Below are 20,814 nucleotides of genomic sequence, written 5' to 3' on the forward strand. Positions count from 1 at the left end.
CTGTATAAGATGTTGCCGTTTAAAATTTTTTCATCCTTTTAGGTAATGTCCAGTGTTTCGCCAATTTCTTCAGAAGAACGAGCTCACCGACCTGTTACAGGGTGAAAAAAGTGTCATTCGCAGCGTTGCGGTTTTCAGCGCAGTGGTCAATATTCTGGCATTGGTGCCCTCGCTATACATGTTGCAGGTGTACGACCGTGTAATGACCAGTCAAAACACCACCACTCTGACAGTGCTGACATTGTTGGCCTTGGGTATGTTGGTGTTGTCGGGGTTGCTGGATGCATCCCGTACGTTTGTCTTGGTGCGCGTGGGTGCCCGGTTCGACATGGCCATCAATCGCCGCGTGTATTCGGCAGCCTTTCAGCATCACCTGAAAACCGGTCAGCAAGTTGCTTCCCAATCCTTGCGTGACCTTACCAATTTGCGGCAGTTCGTCACCGGCCCTGGTCTGCTCGCATTTTTTGATTTGCCATGGATGCCCCTGTATCTCGCGGTGTTGTTTCTTTTCGACTTCTGGCTGGGCGTCCTTGCAGTTTTTGGCATGATCGTTTCAGCCACCTTGACCTGGTTGAATGACAAAAGCAGTGGCAAGGCCATCAGCGAGGCCAGTGAACTGGCAGCCAAAAGTGGTCGGGTTGCCGATCAAAATACACGCAACGCTGAAGTGATTGAGGCCATGGGCATGATGGGTGCCTTCATGAACCGCTGGCGTCAACAGCATGGCAAATTTTTGGCACTCCAGGCGGTAGCCAGCGACAAGGCTGGGCAGTGGGGCAGTGCCAGTAAAAACTTTCGGATTTTCCTGCAAAGCGCAGCCTTGGGCTTGGGCGCTTTGTTGGCTTTACAAAACGAAATTACCCCTGGAATGATGATCGCCGCGTCGATTTTGATGGGGAGAGCGCTGGCACCACTTGACCAGTTGATTGCAACCTACAAACAGTTTTCTTCAGCCAAAATTTCTTACACCCGATTGCTTGAGCTGCTAAACAGCACGCCGGTAAAACAAAAAGGAATTGAGCTGCCTGCGCCCAAAGGCAATGTGCAATTTGCAGGTGTTACTGGTGGGTCTCCGGGCTCCGATCAGCCATTGATTCATGACATTTCTTTTACTCTGCCCGCAGGTACAGTGTTAGGGGTTATCGGCCCAAGTGGCGCTGGTAAAAGTACGCTGGTGCGTACCTTGGTGGGGGTGTGGGCAGCAAAGCAAGGCGTGGTACGTATCGACGGGGCAGACATTCACCAATGGAATCGCGAACAGCTGGGCGCACACATTGGCTATTTGCCGCAAGACGTCGAATTGTTTGAAGGCTCCGTGGCAGTAAATATCGCTCGGTTTCGCGAGGGCGATGATGATCGCTTGGTCATCGAGGCGGCCATGGCAGCGGGCGTGCATGAAATGATTTTGCGCTTGCCCAAAGGCTACGACACCGAGCTTGGCCCCCAGGGGGCAGGTCTCTCGGGTGGGCAGCGCCAGCGCATTGCACTGGCTCGTGCACTTTATGGCGCACCCTCATTGGTTGTGCTTGATGAACCAAATGCGAGCCTGGACGATGCTGGTGTGGCTGCGCTGTCGGCAGCAATTTCACGTTTCAGGCAACTGGGAAAAGCAGTGGTCATGGTGACCCACCGCGCCGATTTGCTTCGAAATACTGATGCGTTGCTGGTGCTGCAAGGTGGGCGTGTCAGTCAGCATGGGCCCACGCCCAAAGTGCTGGAAGCACTGCAAGCCCGCGCCACAAATGGAGCACAAAATGCTGCCTGAATTGAAAAAAAATAAGCTCCCTGCTCAAGCGCCTACACCCGTACCCGCACACCTGGCCGAGGTTCTTGATATAGACGAAAAGCCGCACCTGCGTTTTGGCTGGGCGGTGTTGCTAATCGGTTTTGTGGGTTTTATTCTTTGGGCTGCGTTGGTGCCTTTGGATCAAGGTGCGCCCCTTTCCGGAACTGTCGTCGTGAGCGGCAACAGCAAAACCATACAGCATCCATATGGCGGCGTGGTTGAGCGAATTCATGTGCAAGAGGGCAGTGAAGTCAAAGAAGGTGACACGCTGATTACCTTCAATGATGTGCGGTCTGACTCTGCGCTTGAAGTGGCCCGCACGCAATGGATTTCCGCCATGGCCAATCAAAACCGTTTGTCTTCTGAATTGGCCGGCAGGGACGAAATAGTATTTGCACCCTGGCTTCAGGAAAACTCGACTGATCCACGCGTAACCGCCGCCATTGCATTACAGCGTGACCTTTTCGCATCCCGCAAGGCCACGTTGAGGAATGAGTTGCAAGCGTTGCGTGAAACAGAAGTGGCGCTGGGCAGCAGCCTGAGAAGCATGAATGCAAGTCTCGCTGACAGGCGCGAACAGTTGCGTCTTTCGAAAGCCCAACTTGATGCAATGCGGACCATGGCCAACGAGGGTTACCTGCCTGTCAACCGGGTACTGGAAGCGGAGCGGCAATCTTCATTGGCCAGTGCGGCGGTATCCGATGATCTTTCGGCCATTTCCCGCACTCAAGGGCAGTTGGGCGAAATCAGGCAGCGAATTGCCTTGGTCAACAACCAGTTCATGCGTGAATCCCAAACGCAACTCACTGAAACCCAGCGAGTGGTTGAAGAGCTTGATGAGCGCCTTCGTACTGCGGGATATGACAACCAGTACCGGGAACTGAAAAGCCCGGTTAACGGGGTTGTCACCAACGTACAGGTACACACCGAAGGTGGAGTTGTTCAGGCAGGTGCATCGTTGATGCAGGTTGTGCCAATTGGTGAATCGCTTGAAATTAGTGCTCAACTGGCTGTTCAGTTGATCGACAAGGTGTCTGTCGGCTCTGAAGTGCAAATCAATTTCCCGGCCTTTAACCGCAGCACTACGCCGCAAGTGACTGGCCTTGTTCGGGCCGTGGGTGCCGACCGAGTGGTTGAGGAGCGCACAGGAATGCCGTATTACCTCGTCAAGGTTCAAGTGCTGGAAAAGGACATGGGCAAGTTGAAAGGTTTGGACTTGCAACCGGGTATGCCGGCTGATTTGCTGGTGAAAACAGGGGAGCGTACTTTGCTTAATTACCTGGTCAAGCCCATTCAGGATCATCTCGGCGCAGCCCTCAAGGAGGAATGATTGAGTTTTAAATTGAATGCCAGGCCTTTGCTTGGAGTGCTCGCCTTGGCCGCTTGCATTGTTGCGCCCGCAACCGCGGGTGCTGTCAGCCTGCAGGAAGCGCTGAATGCTGCACGCGTGAACGACCCCGCGTTTCGTGCTGCGGCGGCTGAACGCAAGGCTGGTAAATTGAATGAGGTAATCGGCCGCTCGCTGCTATTGCCCTCGGTGGTGGCCAACTACAGCGAGGGCAAGGCCAAATACGACCGGGAGTTTTTGGGCGGTACCAACACCACCACGCAAACCAGTGATGTTGATTTGAAATCCTACAGTATTCAGCTTCGCCAGCCCTTGTACAGTCTGGACGCGGCTTCACGCTACGATTTGGGTCAGGAATTGGCTGAAGAAGCCGACTACATTTATCAGTTCAATGAGTTCGATCTGATACAGCGTATTGCCACAGCCTACATCGAAGTATTGATCGCCTTGGAGCAACTGAATGCAGCCAATGCGCAAAAACTTGCCCTGGCCGAGTCGCTCAAGCTGACGCAAAAGCAAAAAGCCGGCGGCGAAAGCAGTCGATTGGATGTGTTGGATGTCACTGCAAAACACGACCTGGCCAAAGCGCAGCACCTGGAGGCCCAGCACGACCTTGAAAGCAAGGTAAAAAATCTGGAAGGTTTAACCGGGCTTGTGGTGGTGAATATTGCAGGCGCCACGGATGAGTACATCCCCGCGCTGCCCGAAAACACGGTGTATGACAATTTGCGCCAACAAATGCTGGCCGCCAACCCCGAAATTCTGGTGGCACGCAGCCGCATAGATCAGGCAAAAATTCAGAAAAAACGAGCCTTTGCAGGTCATACCCCAAGGGTTGATTTTGTGGCGGTGAAGTCATTGTCCGAGAATGACACTGTAAACACCATCAACCAGATAACTGATTCAGAAGTGATGCAGGTGCAAATGCAGTTGCCCTTGTTTTCTGGTTTTGGTACCACTGCACAAGTGGACCAAGCCGTTGAAAAAGTGCGACAGGAAAAAGCCGCACTTGATGAAATGGTCTTGCAAAAAGACACCGAGCTTCGAAAGGCTTACTCCCAGTGTTTACTGGGCAAGCAGAAAATAGAGGCTTACAAACAAGCCGTGTATTCAGCCAACGAGGCCGTAAAAGCTGCCCGATTGGGTCAGTCTGCCGGCCTGCGGGTGCAGCTTGATGAGCTGAACGCCTTACAGCAGTTGTATCAAACCCAGCGAGATTATGTGCGCACCCGGTATGAAACCATGACCGCGTTGCTGAAGCTGAAGTTGCTGACTGGTGCAGGTGGTCCTGAAGAAGTGGCCAGTCTGTTTAGTGCTTTCGATCCTGCATCTCGCCCGGTAGAAATTCCCCGCTTGCTTGATTTGCCTGTGCCGGGTGGGCAACAAAACCAGGAAGAATTACCCCTCTTAAATTTGCCTCTGCTGAACTAAAAATCACAGGGTTGATACAGCCCTGTGATTTTTTTCACATTTTCGTTCAATTTGTTTGCCGAAAAACCCTGATTTAACCAAGGTTAACAGTTTCAGGTTTGTTTTCACTTGCTGGTTTGTAGGGGAATACCTTACAAATAACGCTCACGTTTTTCCAGTTACTAAACACTTTTTCCTACACGCATTAGCCCGCTTGGAAGCAATTCAAATCAAGGACACAAAATGGCGACTATCAATAAATCCACCGAAACAAAAAAGCAGACGATTGTTGGCGCAGGTGAAGACGATCTGATTACGGGCAGTGCATTTGCGGACACCATTCGAGGCAATGGCGGCAACGACACGATTGATGGTGGTACAGGTAACGATTTAATTTATGGTGGATCTGGTAATGACCAAGTGATGGGTGGGGGTGGTAACGATCTCATTTACGGAGAAAGCGGAAATGACACCCTTGATGGCGGCACAGGGTCAAACAAGATCTACGGTGGTGCAGGTAGCGATTCTATTAGTGCGGGCGATGGGCATGATCTTTTTGATGGTGGGGATGGTGATGACCTTGTTGACTACAGCAAGGCCACCAGCGGCATAAAGGTCAACACAGGCCTCAGCGGTCCGCAGGCTGTTGGCGGACGCCAAGGCAGCGATACTTTGGTGAGCATTGAACAGGTTCGCGGCTCGATGTTCAACGACATCATCGAGATCAACGGCGTTGAAGGCAGTGGCGCAGTTCATTTCGCATCGGGCGGCAATGGCGATGATCAAATCACGATCAATGCAAACGTAAATATCGGCCAAGCCGATGGTGGTTTGGGCGACGACACCATTCTTATCACAGGCGTAAGAGGTGGTGTTGTTAACGCGGGCGAGGGCAATGACACTATACAAATTCAAGCAGTAAACGAACGCGCGGGCTCTGGTGTAATTGTTGTTGGTGAAGAAGGCGACGATTTCATTTCTGTTGAGGGCGGCTTTGATCACTCAGTGCGTGCAGGTGAGGGCGACGACGTAATCTACGTTGACAACGCAGTTCAGCGAGAACTGGATGGCGGTGCCGGTGACGACATGCTGGTCATTCAAGGCAGTGCGGAACTTGGCACAATCGAAGAACCGGTTGCACCAGCGCAATTCATCCAGAACATCAAGGGTATGGAAACCATTGTGGTGTTGGGTGCGCAGGACACGATCATTGACCTGACCAACACTGATTCACTGCCTCCTGGTGATTTCATTCCTTTCGTGGACATGACTGACAACACCATCATTGGTGGCGACGGGCGTGACGACATCCGCGCAGGCGCGGGCGATGATGTGCTGATTGGTGGTTTGGGTGATGACACGCTGAATGGTGGCACAGGTGATGATGTTCTGATCGCAGGTGAAGGCGACGACACCCTGGTGGGTGGTGAAGGCCAAGACACTCTGATTCTCTCCGGCAATGTGATTGACTACGTAGTTAAATTGCGCGCGGTTGAAGCTACGCAGTCGATTGCAAATCCAGCCTATGCAATAGCTTTGGCTGAAGTGACAGAAGCAAAACAAGCTTTTTATGTACAGTTCAACATGTTGAACAACAAGTATGGCGTGAATGACGGTGGACTTATCATTCCATCTGGCATTCCAGGTGACGATGCCGAAGCTCTTCAAGCTGCAGCGTTTGAAAACTCTCAAAACCCGAACGTTAACGGTCTGTATGATTCTAGTGATTTCGAGCCAGGTAGCGAATTAAGTAATCTTTTTCTGGCTTTTGATTTCGCGGAAGGAACTCTTGAAGATACTCCAAGCTTGATCGAATCTCAGGTTGTTGTTGATCATGAGTTTGTGCTTTCCGCGGGTCAAATTACAACTGTGGCTGCTCAAAACGATGGGGAAGAGATCTTCGGTCAAGCTGGTGATCAGCTTGCCCCAAGTGGTTTGCAGAGTGACATCGAAGTATTCTCTTTCGCAACTGGCGATGTACTGGCCACGCCCGATACACCCGAAGTTGCGTTGGCCATGGGTTCAGACACTGGTGAAAGCTCACTGGATGGTTTGAGCAACGACCGCACACCAACACTGAAAGTAACTTTCGGTGAGTTTGCCCGTTTCGTGGGCGACACTGTGGTGGTGGTGATCAGGCAAGAGCAGGAAACCACACCCGCGACAGATACTGAACCTGCAATAACCGAGTTCGTGGTGATTCGTACCATTGAGCACGTTTTGACTGCCGATGATGTTGAAGCTGGCTTTGTGAATGTGGATTTGAATTTGCTTGCAGAAGAGTCTGGTGATTGGATCGTCTGCACACCGACTACTCCAGAGATGATGCCTGTAGCCGCCGATGGCGAATACAAGTTTTCAACCCGCATTGAAACCGTACTGAACACCATAAGTCAAGAGAAAGACACTGACTACACATTGGATACTGTCGCACCAGTCATTCAGTCCGCAGCTACGGCTACACCTGATGAAAACACGACTGAATTGTACGATGTTGAAACCGATGAAGAAGCCGCTGGCATGGATGGCTTTGTCAAATACAACCTGGTTAGTGGCCCTATCCTGATTGAACCAGATGCTCAAGTTGTCGATGCAGCTCAACAGGAATTGAATCAAGCCAAGTCTAAGCTCACAGCATTTGTGGATATTGAGTACGCCGGGACGTTCCCGATGGGTACTGCAACAACAGAAGATGAAAAAATCGCCGAATTGGTCGAGTTTTATGAATCGCATCTTCAATTTGAAGAAATAGCTGCAGATGCAGAAACATTTCAAGATTTGATTGAGGCTGTTGATGCTGCACAAACAGCATTTGATAACGCAAGCGCACCTGTCGAATTGGTCAACGATTTTGATTTATTGCAAATCGATGAAGCAACAGGCGAGGTGACTCTGGCATCTGAAGACAAGGACGGAAAACCACTAGAGCTGGATCATGAATCCAAGCCTATTTACACATTCCAAGTGCGCGCGGTCGATGAAGCTGGCAATGCGAGCTTCCAGACAGTCACGGTAAACGTGACTGACCTGGACGAAAGTGCACCGCTGTTCGTATCTGCAACCACAGCCACTGTGGTTGAAAATACCGAGGCTGGCATCACTGTGTACACAGCAAAGGCCGATGACGACACCATTCCAGCAATGGAACCGGAAATCATGCCATTGGGCATGTTGCCAATGGACGAAGAGCCCACCATGGAAACACTCGACCCAGACACGGATAATCTGGGTGAGGTCACGTACTCCTTGAAGGTGTTCGAAGAAGGCGACATGATGGCCGACGACAGTGCCTTGTTTGTGATCAACGAAACAACAGGTGAAGTTAGCTTTGCAGCGGGAACCACACCACCCAACTTCGAATCGTTGAAGAAGCAGTACAAGTTCACTGTAGTTGCAACAGACGCCGCAGACAATATGTCTGAGCAGCAAGTCACTTTGAACGTAGCCGACATTGGTGAAGACAATGTGAAAGACATGTTCGTAGGCACCGCTGAAGATGATTTCTTCAACGGCCTAAGCGACGACGACACATTGGAAGGTTTGGCTGGCGACGACATCCTGATCGGTGGTGCAGGCAACGACACCATCACCGCAGGTGAAGGTGATGACGTTACCGCGCTGGATGTATCTACAGACGGCAGCGACAGCATCAACATGGGTGCAGGTCGTGACACGGTGGTGTTGGGTGGAGCAGATCAAATCCGCATTACCTTCACCAGCGCGGAAGTGGGTGATGGTTCTGCCGTTGACTCCACAACCTTCATGCCTGCGACAGATGACATGCCGGCCATGGGCTTGGCCAATCAGGACGGCAAACTGGCAGTGCGTGTGCAAGCTGAGGGTGCGATGGACAGCTTGACTGGCCAGGTCACCCGCACGGACGACGAAGGCATTCGTTTCGTGGCCGAAGAGGGCACCACATTTGATGTACGCGACCTGGTGCGCGGCACCGAGCGAGGAAATCAGTTCAAGGTCGTTGAACTGGGTACAAATGGGAACGATATTTTTGAAGCGCCGGTAGAAGAGTCGATTTTGTTGCCTCGTTCGTCAATTTTTGAAGGACCAGGCGGTTCTCTGGAGCTTGAGTTTAATATTCAAGGCACTCCTACAATTGTTGAATTTGACCGATTGATTGTTGATCAGTCCAGCTTTGGGCCGGCAGACAGCGATGGGGTATCCAGCGTGACATTCACACATGAATTCACGATGGAAAAATCGCAATTCGTTTCCCTCTATTCTTCGATGACTGGTGGCGTTTTTGCTTACTTTGAAATCAGCTCGGACACCACGGACTCTGCAATAAATGGTTTTCTTTATGATTTTGATGATGAGTTTTTCCCCCTTGAGAAGGGAACCTACACAATTTCAGTAACCTTGATGCTAAGCGGTCAACCGGTTGGTGATATTGAAGCAGGGTTCCACGTAAGAAGCCAGCCAGACATCACTACGGAGATTTATAGCTCGGTCACCACAGAGGCTGCTCTGAATGAGCAGGGAGAATCTGTATCGGTCCCACTGGAAGACATCTACATCAACGCGGGCGCAGGTGATGATGATGTTCGAGGCACATCAGGCAACGACTTCCTGGTGGGTGGTTCGGGTGACGACACCCTTAAGGCCAGTGCGGGTGACGACAGCTACATTGGCGGCTTGGGAGACGACACGATCAAGGACCGTGCAGACGGTGATGATGTGGTGGTGGCTTACAACCTGGCCACCGATGGTTCGGACTATGTTGAGCTTGGAGTGGGTGATGACGTGGTTAACCTGTCAGCCACCGGTGCAACACAGATTCGTTTGACCTTCACCAGTGGTGAAGTGGGCAACGGCAATGCATTTGATGCAAACACCCAGACCAACCAGGATGGTGGTTTGGCTGTGCGTGCACAGGCTGAAGACTCCAAGGGTGGTTTGAATGCAGAATCCGGCATTGGCCGCTTCGATGACGAAGGCATCACCTTCAAGGCCGCCACCGGCGTGACCTTTGACGTGCGTGATTTGGTCAGCGGTGTATCCCGTGGCGATCAATTCAATGCAGCGGAACTGGGTACAGATGGCGACGATCAAATCGACGAAAGCGCTTCAACAGTCAACTACTACGTCAATGCCGGCCGAGGTGACGACACCGTGACCACCGGCAGCGGCAACGACTTCCTGGTCGGTGGTGCAGGCAACGATTCACTGCTGGGTGGTACAGGCAACGACAGCTACATCGCCGGCACAGGTGACGACACCATTGAAGATCTGAATGGCGGCAACGACACGGTAGTGGCCTACAACCTGGTCAGTGATGGTGAAGATGAAATTAACCTGGGCACAGGCGACGACGTGGTCAACGTGACTTCTTCAGTCACGATGACCTTGGGTGACACGCCTGTTAAAACACAGGCTTCACAAATTCGTGTGACATTCACCAGCGCCGAAGTGGGTAATGGTAGTGCCTTTGATTCAACCGACTCCAAGTCAGCCATGCCATTGGCCAACCAAGACGGCGATCTGGCAGTTCGCCTGCAGGCCGAAGACGCAGAAGGCAACCTGGTGGGTTCGATTGCTCGCACCGACGACGAAGGCATCACGTTCCTGACTGAGGCAGGCACCACATTTGATGTTCGCGATTTGGTTGCAGGCACACAGCGTGGCAACCAGTTCAACCGCGTGACCTTGGGCTCCAGTGCAGGTGACACCATCACCATTGCTGCACCAGAAGGCATGGTCATTGCACCGAATGTGTACATCAACAGCGGTGCCGGCGACGACACGGTGACTGCACAAGGTGGAGCAGACTTCCTGGTGGGCGGTGTGGGTAACGACACCCTGACCGGTGGTGCCGGTGTGGACACCTTGCTGGGTGGCGCAGGCAACGACACCTTGATTGGCAACGACGGCGAAATCGACACCCTGAACGGTGGCGACGGTTCCGACACCTACCGCATCGACCTTGACGACATGATTGTTGAAGGGGCTGGTCTGATGGGCGATGTGGACACCATTGAAATTGCAGCCACGTACACCCTGGGTGCAAGCTTTGAAAACCTGACCTTGCTGGATGTTGAAGAAGGCGAAGACAACAGCTTCACGGCTGTGGGTAACAGCGGCAACAACGTGATTACCGGCAATGCTGGCGACAACCAGCTGTTGGGCCTGGCAGGTGACGACACCATTTACGGTGGTGAAGGCACAGACTTCGTGTCCGGTGGAGACGGAGCAGACATGCTCCATGGTGATGACGGAGATGACACTATCAGTGGTGGTAACGGTGATGACACCCTGTTTGGCGGCAACGGCAATGACTCCTTAACTGGAGATGCCGGTGCAGACACAATGAGTGGTGGTCGAGGTGACGACACCTATCGTGTTGACTCACAGAGTGACATTGTTATTGAGTCCTCGAACGAGGGTGTTGACACGGTTAATGCGACAGTCAGTTACACCTTGTCAGCCCATGTGGACAGACTGACATTGATTAATTCCGCCAATGCAATTGATGGTACAGGCAACGACATTGCAAACAGGGTGGTTGGAAATGCGAATAACAACACGTTGCGCGGGCTGGACGGTGCGGATACTTTGCTCGGAGCGGCCGGCAATGACGTGTTGTATGGAGGCTCGGGCAACGATCGTCTTGAGGGTAGTGCGGGTCAGGACACGTTTGTATTCGAGAACGGTGATTACCAGCTCTCCTCTTTGTTTAACCTTGTGCCGGGTGGCAACTCCTATCGTGCTGCGATGGATATCATCACGGACTTTGTGTCAGGTGAGAGTGTCGACTTAAGCCGTATAGATGCAAACAGCATCCTGTCGGGTGACAATGCCTTTGTTAACGCGAGCAATTCATTGTTCAATCTAACCGGAGTACCCGCATCGGGTAACGCCGGGACACTGAGATTGTCTGGTGGCACGACAGGGACGACGGGAACAATCAACCTGTACATTGATGATGACGCGGTAGTGGACATGAGCATCCAGTTCATTGGGGTGAGTGCGGCGAACCTGCAGGTTGCGATCAACAACGGCAACATCATTCTGTAAACAAGCGGTGGGGGAACAAACCGGGCAATCGACCAAGCGAGGTTGCCCGGTAGAAGAAAAGGAAAGCGGGCCACAAGCCCGCTTTTTTGTTTCTGCTGAATTACGTCTTGTGAAAATTCTCACAGTTCCTCTCAATATTTTTCCGTAATTTACTTAACGGCCTGCAAATACTTTGTCATTCGATTGCATCGCCTGATCCGGTCTCTGTAAATTCTCACCACATGCCCCAGTTGGGCTTTCCGGCATCACCAATTCATAGTTCTTTGCGTGCATCAGCCCGCTTGGAAGCAATTCAAATCAAGGACACAAAATGGCGACTATCAATAAATCCACCGAAACAAAAAAGCAGACGATTGTTGGCGCAGGTGAAGACGATCTGATTACGGGCAGTGCATTTGCGGACACCATTCGAGGCAATGGCGGCAACGACACGATTGATGGTGGTACAGGTAACGATTTAATTTATGGTGGATCTGGTAATGACCAAGTGATGGGTGGGGGTGGTAACGATCTCATTTACGGAGAAAGCGGAAATGACACCCTTGATGGCGGCACAGGGTCAAACAAGATCTACGGTGGTGCAGGTAGCGATTCTATTAGTGCGGGCGATGGGCATGATCTTTTTGATGGTGGGGATGGTGATGACCTTGTTGACTACAGCAAGGCCACCAGCGGCATCAGGGTCAACACGGGCCTCAGCGGTCCACAGGCTGTTGGTGGAGGTCAAGGCAGCGATACCTTGGTGAGCATTGAACAGGTTCGTGGCTCGATGTTCAACGACACCATCGAGATCAATGGCGTTGAGGGCAGTGGCGCAGTTCATTTCGCATCGGGTGGCAATGGCGACGACCAAATCACGATCAATGCAAACGTAAATGCCGGTCAGGCCGATGGTGGTTTGGGCGACGACACCATTCTTATCACAGGCGCAAGAGGTGGTTTTGTTAATGCGGGCGAGGGCAATGACACGATCCAGATCCAGGCGGTGAACACAAACGCGGGCTCTGGTGTAATTGTTCGTGGTAATCAAGGCGACGATTTCATTTCAGTTGAGGGCGGCTTCGACCATTCTGTGCAGGCGGGCACTGGTGACGACGTGATCTACGTTGACAACGCAGTTCAGCGAGAACTGGATGGCGGTGCCGGTGACGACATGCTGGTCATTCAGGGCAGTGCGGAACTTGGCACACTCGAAGAACCGGTTGCACCAGCGCAATTCATCCAGAACATCAAGGGTATGGAAACCATTGTGGTGTTGGGTGCGCAGGACACGATCATTGACCTGACAAACGATGTGATCAACACAGACACACCAATTCCACTCGATTTCATTCCTTTCGTGGACATGACTGACAACACCATCATTGGTGGCGACGGGCGTGACGACATCCGCGCAGGCGCGGGTGATGATGTACTGATTGGTGGTTTGGGTGATGACACGCTGAATGGTGGCACAGGCGACGACGTACTGATCGCAGGCGAAGGCAACGACACCTTGGTGGGTGGTGAAGGCCAAGACACCGCAATCTTCTCTGGCAGTGTGCTGGACTACCGCATTGAAACCACAACGGTTGCAGGCGGCGATGTAGCCGAAGCAGACATAACAGCGATCGATACAGCGGTGCTGGATGTGTTTGTTTCAGAGGAAGAACTGCTTGCCACGCTTTATGAAGCCACCCTTTTTGTTCGCGATTTTAGTAACAACAATACTCTTTACACCAGAGAAGACTTTGAAGGTGATTACAACCTAGATTCTGAAGCCTTCATTGATGATTTGAAAGCCGACCTGGTGAACGTTGTCGGCACTGCTAATAACCCGCAGGACCTAAGTAAGGCACAAAAATACTTGAATGCAGACGATCCCGAATCGATCGATGCCCGCCTTGGCGCGTTCTTCACGAGTGAAGAAGCACTGGATAATATCTTTATCGACTACCGAGACGGTGAATCTGATGAGTTGAATGCCACAGGGCAAGTACTCGCTTCCTATGTCGGTGCCCAGTTTGACCTGCTCAACGAAATGTTTGACGCCTACAAATTTCTTCAGGCGCAGCTTGACGGTAATCCCGACGCAACGGTAGAAGGATTCTTTAACAGCATCGATGAAATGGGTTTGGAAGATTATTACGATAGCTTGGTTCTTGGGCTTACTTCCATCGTCGAATCTACCGACAGCCAATTTGACCCAGACACCAAAGCATTTGCTGAAGAATTCCTGGACGAAGAAGAAGATTCATCGCTCGTTTTCGCCAAAGACAGCTTCGACGACGCAAAGGCTTCTGTCGCCGACCTGATGGTTGGTGGTTTCCAGTTCGAAATTTCCGCCACCGAAATGGCTTCTGCCGAAGCACAAGCCGACGGGACGGACAACTTCGGTTATGTGGATGCGGAAGATGGCACCACTGCAAACAGCGACATCGAAGTATTCTCTTTCGCAACTGGCGATGTACTGGCCACGCCCGATACACCCGAAGTTGCGTTGGCCATGGGTTCAGACACTGGTGAAAGCTCACTGGATGGTTTGAGCAACGACCGCACACCCACACTGAAAGTAACTTTCGGTGAATTCGCCCGTTTCGTGGGCGACACTGTTGTAGTTGAAGTCAAGCAAGAGCAGGAAACCACACCCGCCACAGATACAGAACCCGCAGTAACCGAGTTCGTGGTGATTCGTACCATTGAGCACGTTTTGACTGCCGATGATGTTGAAGCCGGTTTTGTTGAACTGGACCTGGAGCTGCTGGCAGAAGAAGAGCCTGCAGAAGACATGGTTGTGGTGTGCGAGCCCACTACTCCAGAAATGATGCCAGTGCCTGCCGATGGCGAGTATCAGTTTGCAACGCGCATCGACACAGTGCTGAACACCACCAGCGAAGTCGAAGTGACCAACTACACGCTGGACACTGTTGCACCTGAAATTCAGTCTGCAGCAACGGCTACACCTGATGAAAACACCGAAGAACTGTACAACACAGAAACCGATGAAGAAGCCGCCGGCATTGAAGGTTTTGTCAAGTACAGCCTGGTGAGTGAAGACATCTTTATTGCACCCGATGCCGAAGATGTGGCAGCAGCGCAGCTTGAGTTGACCCAAGCGAAGTCTAAGCTGACCGCTTATGTGAACCTCGAGTACGCGGAAGCAATTCCAACTGGTACTGCCACAGAAGAGTCAGCGAAGATCAATGCGCTACAAAGCCTCTATTTCAGCAATCAAGATTTTGCTTCCAGCGGAATTTTGAATGGGTTCATTTTCGCTGTTGAGCAAGCTCAAGATGCATTTAACGAAACTAGCGAAGGCACAAAACTCATCAACGACTTTGCGTTGTTGGAGATTGATGAAAAAACCGGTGTAGTCACCCTGAAGCGTGAAGAGTTGGTGACCATTCAAGAGGAAGGCATGATGGAAGGCGAGGGCGAAGCAGAAGAAGCCGAGCCGCTGTTGCTGGACCATGAAACAAAGCCTGTTTATACATTCCAGGTGCGTGCAGTAGACGAAGCAGGCAACGCGACGTTCCAAATCGTGACTGTGAATGTAACTGACCTGGACGAAAGTGCACCGCTGTTTGTGTCTGCTACCACAGCCACTGTGGTAGAAAACACAGTTGCTGGCACCACTGTGTATACAGCAAAGGCCGATGACGACACTATTCCAGAAATGGAAGTAGAAATCATGCCACTGGGCACGTTGCCAATGGATGAAGAACCCACCATGGAAACGCCCGACCCCGACACGGATAACCTGGGTGTGGTTACCTACGCTTTGAAGGAATTCGAAGAAGGCGACGTGACGGCAGACGACAGCGCCTTGTTCACGATTGATTCCAAAACAGGTGAGGTCAGCTTCATTGACGTAGTACCCAATTTCGAATCACTGAAGAAGCAGTACAAGTTCACCGTGGTTGCGACAGACGCCGCAGACAACATGACAGAACAGCAAGTCACTTTGAACGTAGCCGACATTGGCGAAGACAATGTGAAAGACATGTTCGTAGGCACCGCTGAAGATGATTTCTTCAACGGTTTGAGCGACGACGACACCCTGGAAGGTTTGGCTGGTGACGACATTCTGATTGGCGGTGCGGGCAACGACACCATCACGGCTGGTGACGGTGACGACGTTACCGTGCTGGATATCTCCACAGACGGCAGCGACAGCATTAACATGGGCGCAGGTCGCGACACCGTGGTATTGGGTGGTGCAGACGAAATTCGCATCACATTCACCAGCGCAGAAGTGGGCAATGGCTCAGCCACTGACAAGACAGATTCGAGTTCTTCAACGCCCCTGACCAACCAAGACGGTGGCCTGGCAGTGCGTGTGCAAGCAGAAAATCTCTTGGGTAACCTTGACCCAATGGGCGATGTAACCCGCACTGACGACGAAGGCATTCGCTTCGTAGCCGAAGAAGGCACAAAGTTCGACGTACGTGACTTGGTCAGCGGTGCCCCGCGTGGCGACCACTTCTCAGTGGTTGAATTGGGTACGGAAGGCAACGATGTATTCGAGGCACCGGGTGAAGAATCGATTGTATTGTCCCCCAGCGTACTTGCTGAAGATCTTCATCTGGCCCCTTCAAACATTCTGTATGGAACGGACGGGCAACTGAACGAGACGTTACGGCTAAATGGCGTTATCCCAACGGAATACTTGAGTAGTGTGGCTGCACAGAACGTGAACCCGGCTGAGGTTTATACCTTCACCCGAAAGTTGCCTGAATTGGACGGCGGAACCACCTACCTCTTTCAGTTTGCTGTGGCCACGGGTTACCAACTGACGGTCGATTTGGAGTCGAGCGCCCGCTTTGAGACTACTTCCTTGAATCAAAGCGAGATGGGTGGGGAAGTACAGCAGCTTGTCATCGTAACCGACGAGCCTGAAACGTTTGAGATTACATTCTTCCTGACTTCTAACCTACCCAACCTTGAGCAGCAAACTCCGCCTGCCTTTTCGTTCGTACTGCGAGAGGCAGACGTCGGACCTGTGTACAACCTGAGCGATAACCTGGTTGGCGAAGTAGGCGGTGATTCCATCAACGTACCTGAAGAAAACTACTACATCAACGCAGGCGCTGGCGACGACATCGTCAACGGCTCCGAGGGTGAAGACTTCCTGGTCGGCGGCAGTGGCGATGACGAATTGATGGGTGGCAAAGGCAACGACCGCTACATCGGCGGCACCGGCGACGACATCATTTCCGAGGAAGATTTTGCTGACGACATCGTAGTGGCCTACAACCTGCTTACCGATGGTTCAGACCAGGTTGATCTGGGCGACGGCGATGACGTTGTGAACATTTCAGCCACTGACGCCATGGGCAATCACGCAGATCAAATCCGCCTGACTTTTACCAGCGGTGAAGTGGGCAATGACAGAGCCAAAGACAGCACCGACGGTGTGGTTGCCGATGGTGGCTTGCTTAACCAAGATGGTGGTTTGGCAGTGCGTGCGCAGGCCGAAGACACCATGGGTAATCTGGATGCCATGTCTGGAATTGGCCGCTTCGACGACGAAGGCACAACCTTCGTGGCGGGGGGCACAACAACCTTTGACATTCGCGACCTGGTCAGCGGTGTTTCCCGTGGTGATGAATTCAAAGTGGCCGTACTGGGCACCGACGAAAGCGATCAAATCGATGAAAGCGACGCAACCGTCAACTACTACGTGAATGCTGGCCGAGATGCTGACGAAGTTGTAACTGGTAGCGGTAACGACTTTTTGGTAGGTGGTGCTGGTAATGACTTCCTGGACGGTGCTACTGGCAACGACAGCTACATTGCAGGAACTGGTGACGATGTTATCAACGACATTGCTGGCGGCAACGACACGGTAGTGGCCTACAACCTGGTCAGTGATGGTGAAGATGAAATTAACCTGGGCACAGGCGACGACGTGGTCAACGTGACTTCTTCAGTCACGATGACCTTGGGTGACACGCCTGTTAAAACACAGGCTTCACAAATTCGTGTGACATTCACCAGCGCCGAAGTGGGTAATGGTAGTGCCTTTGATTCAACCGACTCCAAGTCAGCCATGCCATTGGCCAACCAAGACGGCGATCTGGCAGTTCGCCTGCAGGCCGAAGACGCAGAAGGCAACCTGGTGGGTTCGATTGCTCGCACCGACGACGAAGGCATCACGTTCCTGACTGAGGCAGGCACCACATTTGATGTTCGCGATTTGGTTGCAGGCACACAGCGTGGCAACCAGTTCAACCGCGTGACCTTGGGCTCCAGTGCAGGTGACACCATCACCATTGCTGCACCAGAAGGCATGGTCATTGCACCGAATGTGTACATCAACAGCGGTGCCGGCGACGACACGGTGACTGCACAAGGTGGAGCAGACTTCCTGGTGGGCGGTGTGGGTAACGACACCCTGACCGGTGGTGCCGGTGTGGACACCTTGCTGGGTGGCGCAGGCAACGACACCTTGATTGGCAACGACGGCGAAATCGACACCCTGAACGGTGGCGACGGTTCCGACACCTACCGCATCGACCTTGACGACATGATTGTTGAAGGGGCTGGTCTGATGGGCGATGTGGACACCATTGAAATTGCAGCCACGTACACCCTGGGTGCAAGCTTTGAAAACCTGACCTTGCTGGATGTTGAAGAAGGCGAAGACAACAGCTTCACGGCTGTGGGTAACAGCGGCAACAACGTGATTACCGGCAATGCTGGCGACAACCAGCTGTTGGGCCTGGCAGGTGACGACACCATTTACGGTGGTGAAGGCACAGACTTCGTGTCCGGTGGAGACGGAGCAGACATGCTCCATGGTGATGACGGAGATGACACTATCAGTGGTGGTAACGGTGATGACACCCTGTTTGGCGGCAACGGCAATGACTCCTTAACTGGAGATGCCGGTGCAGACACAATGAGTGGTGGTCGAGGTGACGACACCTATCGTGTTGACTCACAGAGTGACATTGTTATTGAGTCCTCGAACGAGGGTGTTGACACGGTTAATGCGACAGTCAGTTACACCTTGTCAGCCCATGTGGACAGACTGACATTGATTAATTCCGCCAATGCAATTGATGGTACAGGCAACGACATTGCAAACAGGGTGGTTGGAAATGCGAATAACAACACGTTGCGCGGGCTGGACGGTGCGGATACTTTGCTCGGAGCGGCCGGCAATGACGTGTTGTATGGAGGCTCGGGCAACGATCGTCTTGAGGGTAGTGCGGGTCAGGACACGTTTGTATTCGAGAACGGTGATTACCAGCTCTCCTCTTTGTTTAACCTTGTGCCGGGTGGCAACTCCTATCGTGCTGCGATGGATATCATCACGGACTTTGTGTCAGGTGAGAGTGTCGACTTAAGCCGTATAGATGCAAACAGCATCCTGTCGGGTGACAATGCCTTTGTTAACGCGAGCAATTCATTGTTCAATCTAACCGGAGTACCCGCATCGGGTAACGCCGGGACACTGAGATTGTCTGGTGGCACGACAGGGACGACGGGAACAATCAACCTGTACATTGATGATGACGCGGTAGTGGACATGAGCATCCAGTTCATTGGGGTGAGTGCGGCGAACCTGCAGGTTGCGATCAACAACGGCAACATCATTCTGTAAACAAGCGGTGGGGGAACAAACCGGGCAATCGACCAAGCGAGGTTGCCCGGTAGAAGAAAAGGAAAGCGGGCCACAAGCCCGCTTTTTTGTTAATCATTTTAGGAATTGTTGTGTGTTTAATGTTTCCCCTGCGATAAAGGATATTTTGCTGCAATCTGAAAAGCTGATTGAAAACGGTCGACGTGACCTTGCTTTTCAACTTGTCAAAACCACGTTTCAGTCGACAGAGTCCGATCCAGACAGTGTTCGAAAAGTCGATCGATTGGTACTCGGTCGCAAACTTGCTGAATTGCATCCACTGTGGTGGCAAGATCTGGGCAACAGTTCGTTGTGTTTAAGGCGAACCCGCGCCAGCGATGCAGCTTTTTACAAAGAAATATTTTCAAACGAAGATTGGGCTAGGCGGTACAATCGCCAGAAACCCTGGCGCGGTAATCTTGAAAAGGCACTTGAACGTACAGGCCAACAGTCCCCTTTGCAAAGCGGAAGTCTTTTTTGGGTTATTGAAAGGCCGGGTGGCAGGTCAATAGGTCTCGCCTCGCTAACAAGCATTGATCAAAAAAATCAGAAAGCTGAATTGTCTTTGGGCTTGCTCGATTCTCACAGTGAAGTTGAAACAGCCAAAGCACTTTTCTGGATCATGCAGTTTGCATTTCAACAAATTCAGTTAAATCGCTTGTATGTTTATATTTATACAGACAATGCACCGGTCAGGCGGGTTCTTGAAAAGTTTGGTTTTGAACTGGAGGGAACCCTTCGCGATCACTTTTATTTGCCGCCTGGCCAATTCTTTGACGTGTGGGTCATGGGCCTGAATCGTGCCGATGTGCACAACAACGAGCGGATCAAAAAACTGGCCGCTCGCTGGGTTGGCTGGATCATTTAATTTTTACAAATGAAGTAAGGGTTCAGTTTCTCCCGTAAAACCCCATAGTGCAATCGGACACCGTTCAAATCGGTTACGGTGCCGCCCGCCTTTTCAACAATGCACTGCGCTGCCGCGGTATCCCATTGGCAAGTGGGGCCAAAGCGTGGGTAAACGTCAGCTACACCTTGCGCAACCCGGCAAAACTTCAGTGAGCTACCAACAGCCAAAAACTCGTAAGGTACCGTGAGCGTGGCCAACCACTTTTCCATCTCTTCCGCACCGTGCGATCGACTACCTACAATTTGAAGTTTGTCACCAGCTGATTTTTTGCTTTCCAGTTTTTTCCATGTGCCGTCATCCTGCTCTTCAAAAGCCCCGGAAGCATCGGCCTTGTAACACTCCTCCAGTGCTGGCACATACACCACGGCCACTTCCGCAACACCATTTTTTATCCATGCAATGTTTACTGTGAATTCACCGTTGCGTTTCAAAAACTCTTTGGTGCCGTCCAGCGGGTCGACGAGAAAAAAATTGTCGTAGTCGGCCAATTCACCAGATGCAGATTCTTCAGAGAGAATAAAAATCTCTGGGTACAGCTTTTTCAAACCACTACAAATGATTCTGTCCGCTTCAAGATCAGCAAGGGTTAAAGGTGATTCATCTTCTTTCTGCGACACTGCGATTTCGCCGTCATAAATTTTCATGATTGCTTCGCCAGCCTGTTTTGCAATCACCACCAAATCATCAACAGATACAGTCATGCTAAATACCCAGGATAAATA

7 protein-coding genes are annotated in these 20,814 nt (G+C 51.8%); 6 read left to right on the forward strand and 1 reads right to left on the reverse strand.

The window, feature by feature from the left end; all coding sequences use genetic code 11:
* Positions 1 to 52: 52 nt before the first annotated feature.
* From RGQ30_RS01240 to RGQ30_RS01265, 6 genes are all read left to right on the forward strand, one after another.
* On the forward strand, positions 53 to 1,765 hold the full coding sequence (locus RGQ30_RS01240) for a type I secretion system permease/ATPase (RefSeq protein WP_130557019.1): 1,713 nt from the start codon (positions 53 to 55) through the stop codon (positions 1,763 to 1,765).
* Positions 1,755 to 3,116, forward strand: a complete 1,362-nt coding sequence (locus tag RGQ30_RS01245) for an HlyD family type I secretion periplasmic adaptor subunit (protein WP_338284633.1) — start codon at positions 1,755 to 1,757, stop codon at positions 3,114 to 3,116. Before RGQ30_RS01240 ends, RGQ30_RS01245 begins: the two co-directional genes overlap by 11 nt.
* Complete coding sequence (locus RGQ30_RS01250; protein WP_130557017.1) at positions 3,117 to 4,565, forward strand: TolC family outer membrane protein; 1,449 nt, start codon at positions 3,117 to 3,119, stop codon at positions 4,563 to 4,565.
* A 222-nt stretch (positions 4,566 to 4,787) separates the two neighbouring features.
* Entirely contained in the window at positions 4,788 to 11,573 is a 6,786-nt protein-coding gene (locus RGQ30_RS01255; protein ID WP_338284634.1) for a hypothetical protein, read from the forward strand.
* A gap of 310 nt (positions 11,574 to 11,883) precedes the next feature.
* Positions 11,884 to 19,164 (forward strand): hypothetical protein, encoded by a 7,281-nt coding sequence (locus RGQ30_RS01260; protein ID WP_338284635.1) that lies wholly within the window; start codon positions 11,884 to 11,886, stop codon positions 19,162 to 19,164.
* A gap of 112 nt (positions 19,165 to 19,276) precedes the next feature.
* Entirely contained in the window at positions 19,277 to 20,050 is a 774-nt protein-coding gene (locus tag RGQ30_RS01265) for a GNAT family N-acetyltransferase (protein ID WP_338284637.1), read from the forward strand.
* Here RGQ30_RS01265 and cysQ read toward each other — a convergent pair.
* Positions 20,047 to 20,793: a 3'(2'),5'-bisphosphate nucleotidase CysQ gene (cysQ, locus tag RGQ30_RS01270; protein ID WP_130558703.1), complete on the reverse strand. Its 747-nt coding sequence runs from the start codon at positions 20,791 to 20,793 to the stop codon at positions 20,047 to 20,049. The two genes, RGQ30_RS01265 and cysQ, sit on opposite strands and share 4 nt — an antisense overlap.
* Positions 20,794 to 20,814 lie beyond the last annotated feature (21 nt).

This window comes from Limnobacter thiooxidans (assembly GCF_036323495.1).
Taxonomy (GTDB): Bacteria; Pseudomonadota; Gammaproteobacteria; order Burkholderiales; family Burkholderiaceae_B; genus Limnobacter; species Limnobacter thiooxidans.

Bases quoted from the DNA above. Each gene is read 5' to 3' on its own strand.
- RGQ30_RS01245 (WP_338284633.1), top strand. From the start codon at position 1,755: ATGCTGCCTGAATTGAAAAAAAATAAGCTCCCTGCTCAAGCGCCTACA.
- RGQ30_RS01255 (WP_338284634.1), top strand. From the start codon at position 4,788: ATGGCGACTATCAATAAATCCACCGAAACAAAAAAGCAGACGATTGTT.
- RGQ30_RS01260 (WP_338284635.1), top strand. From the start codon at position 11,884: ATGGCGACTATCAATAAATCCACCGAAACAAAAAAGCAGACGATTGTT.
- cysQ (WP_130558703.1), bottom strand. From the start codon at position 20,793: ATGACTGTATCTGTTGATGATTTGGTGGTGATTGCAAAACAGGCTGGC.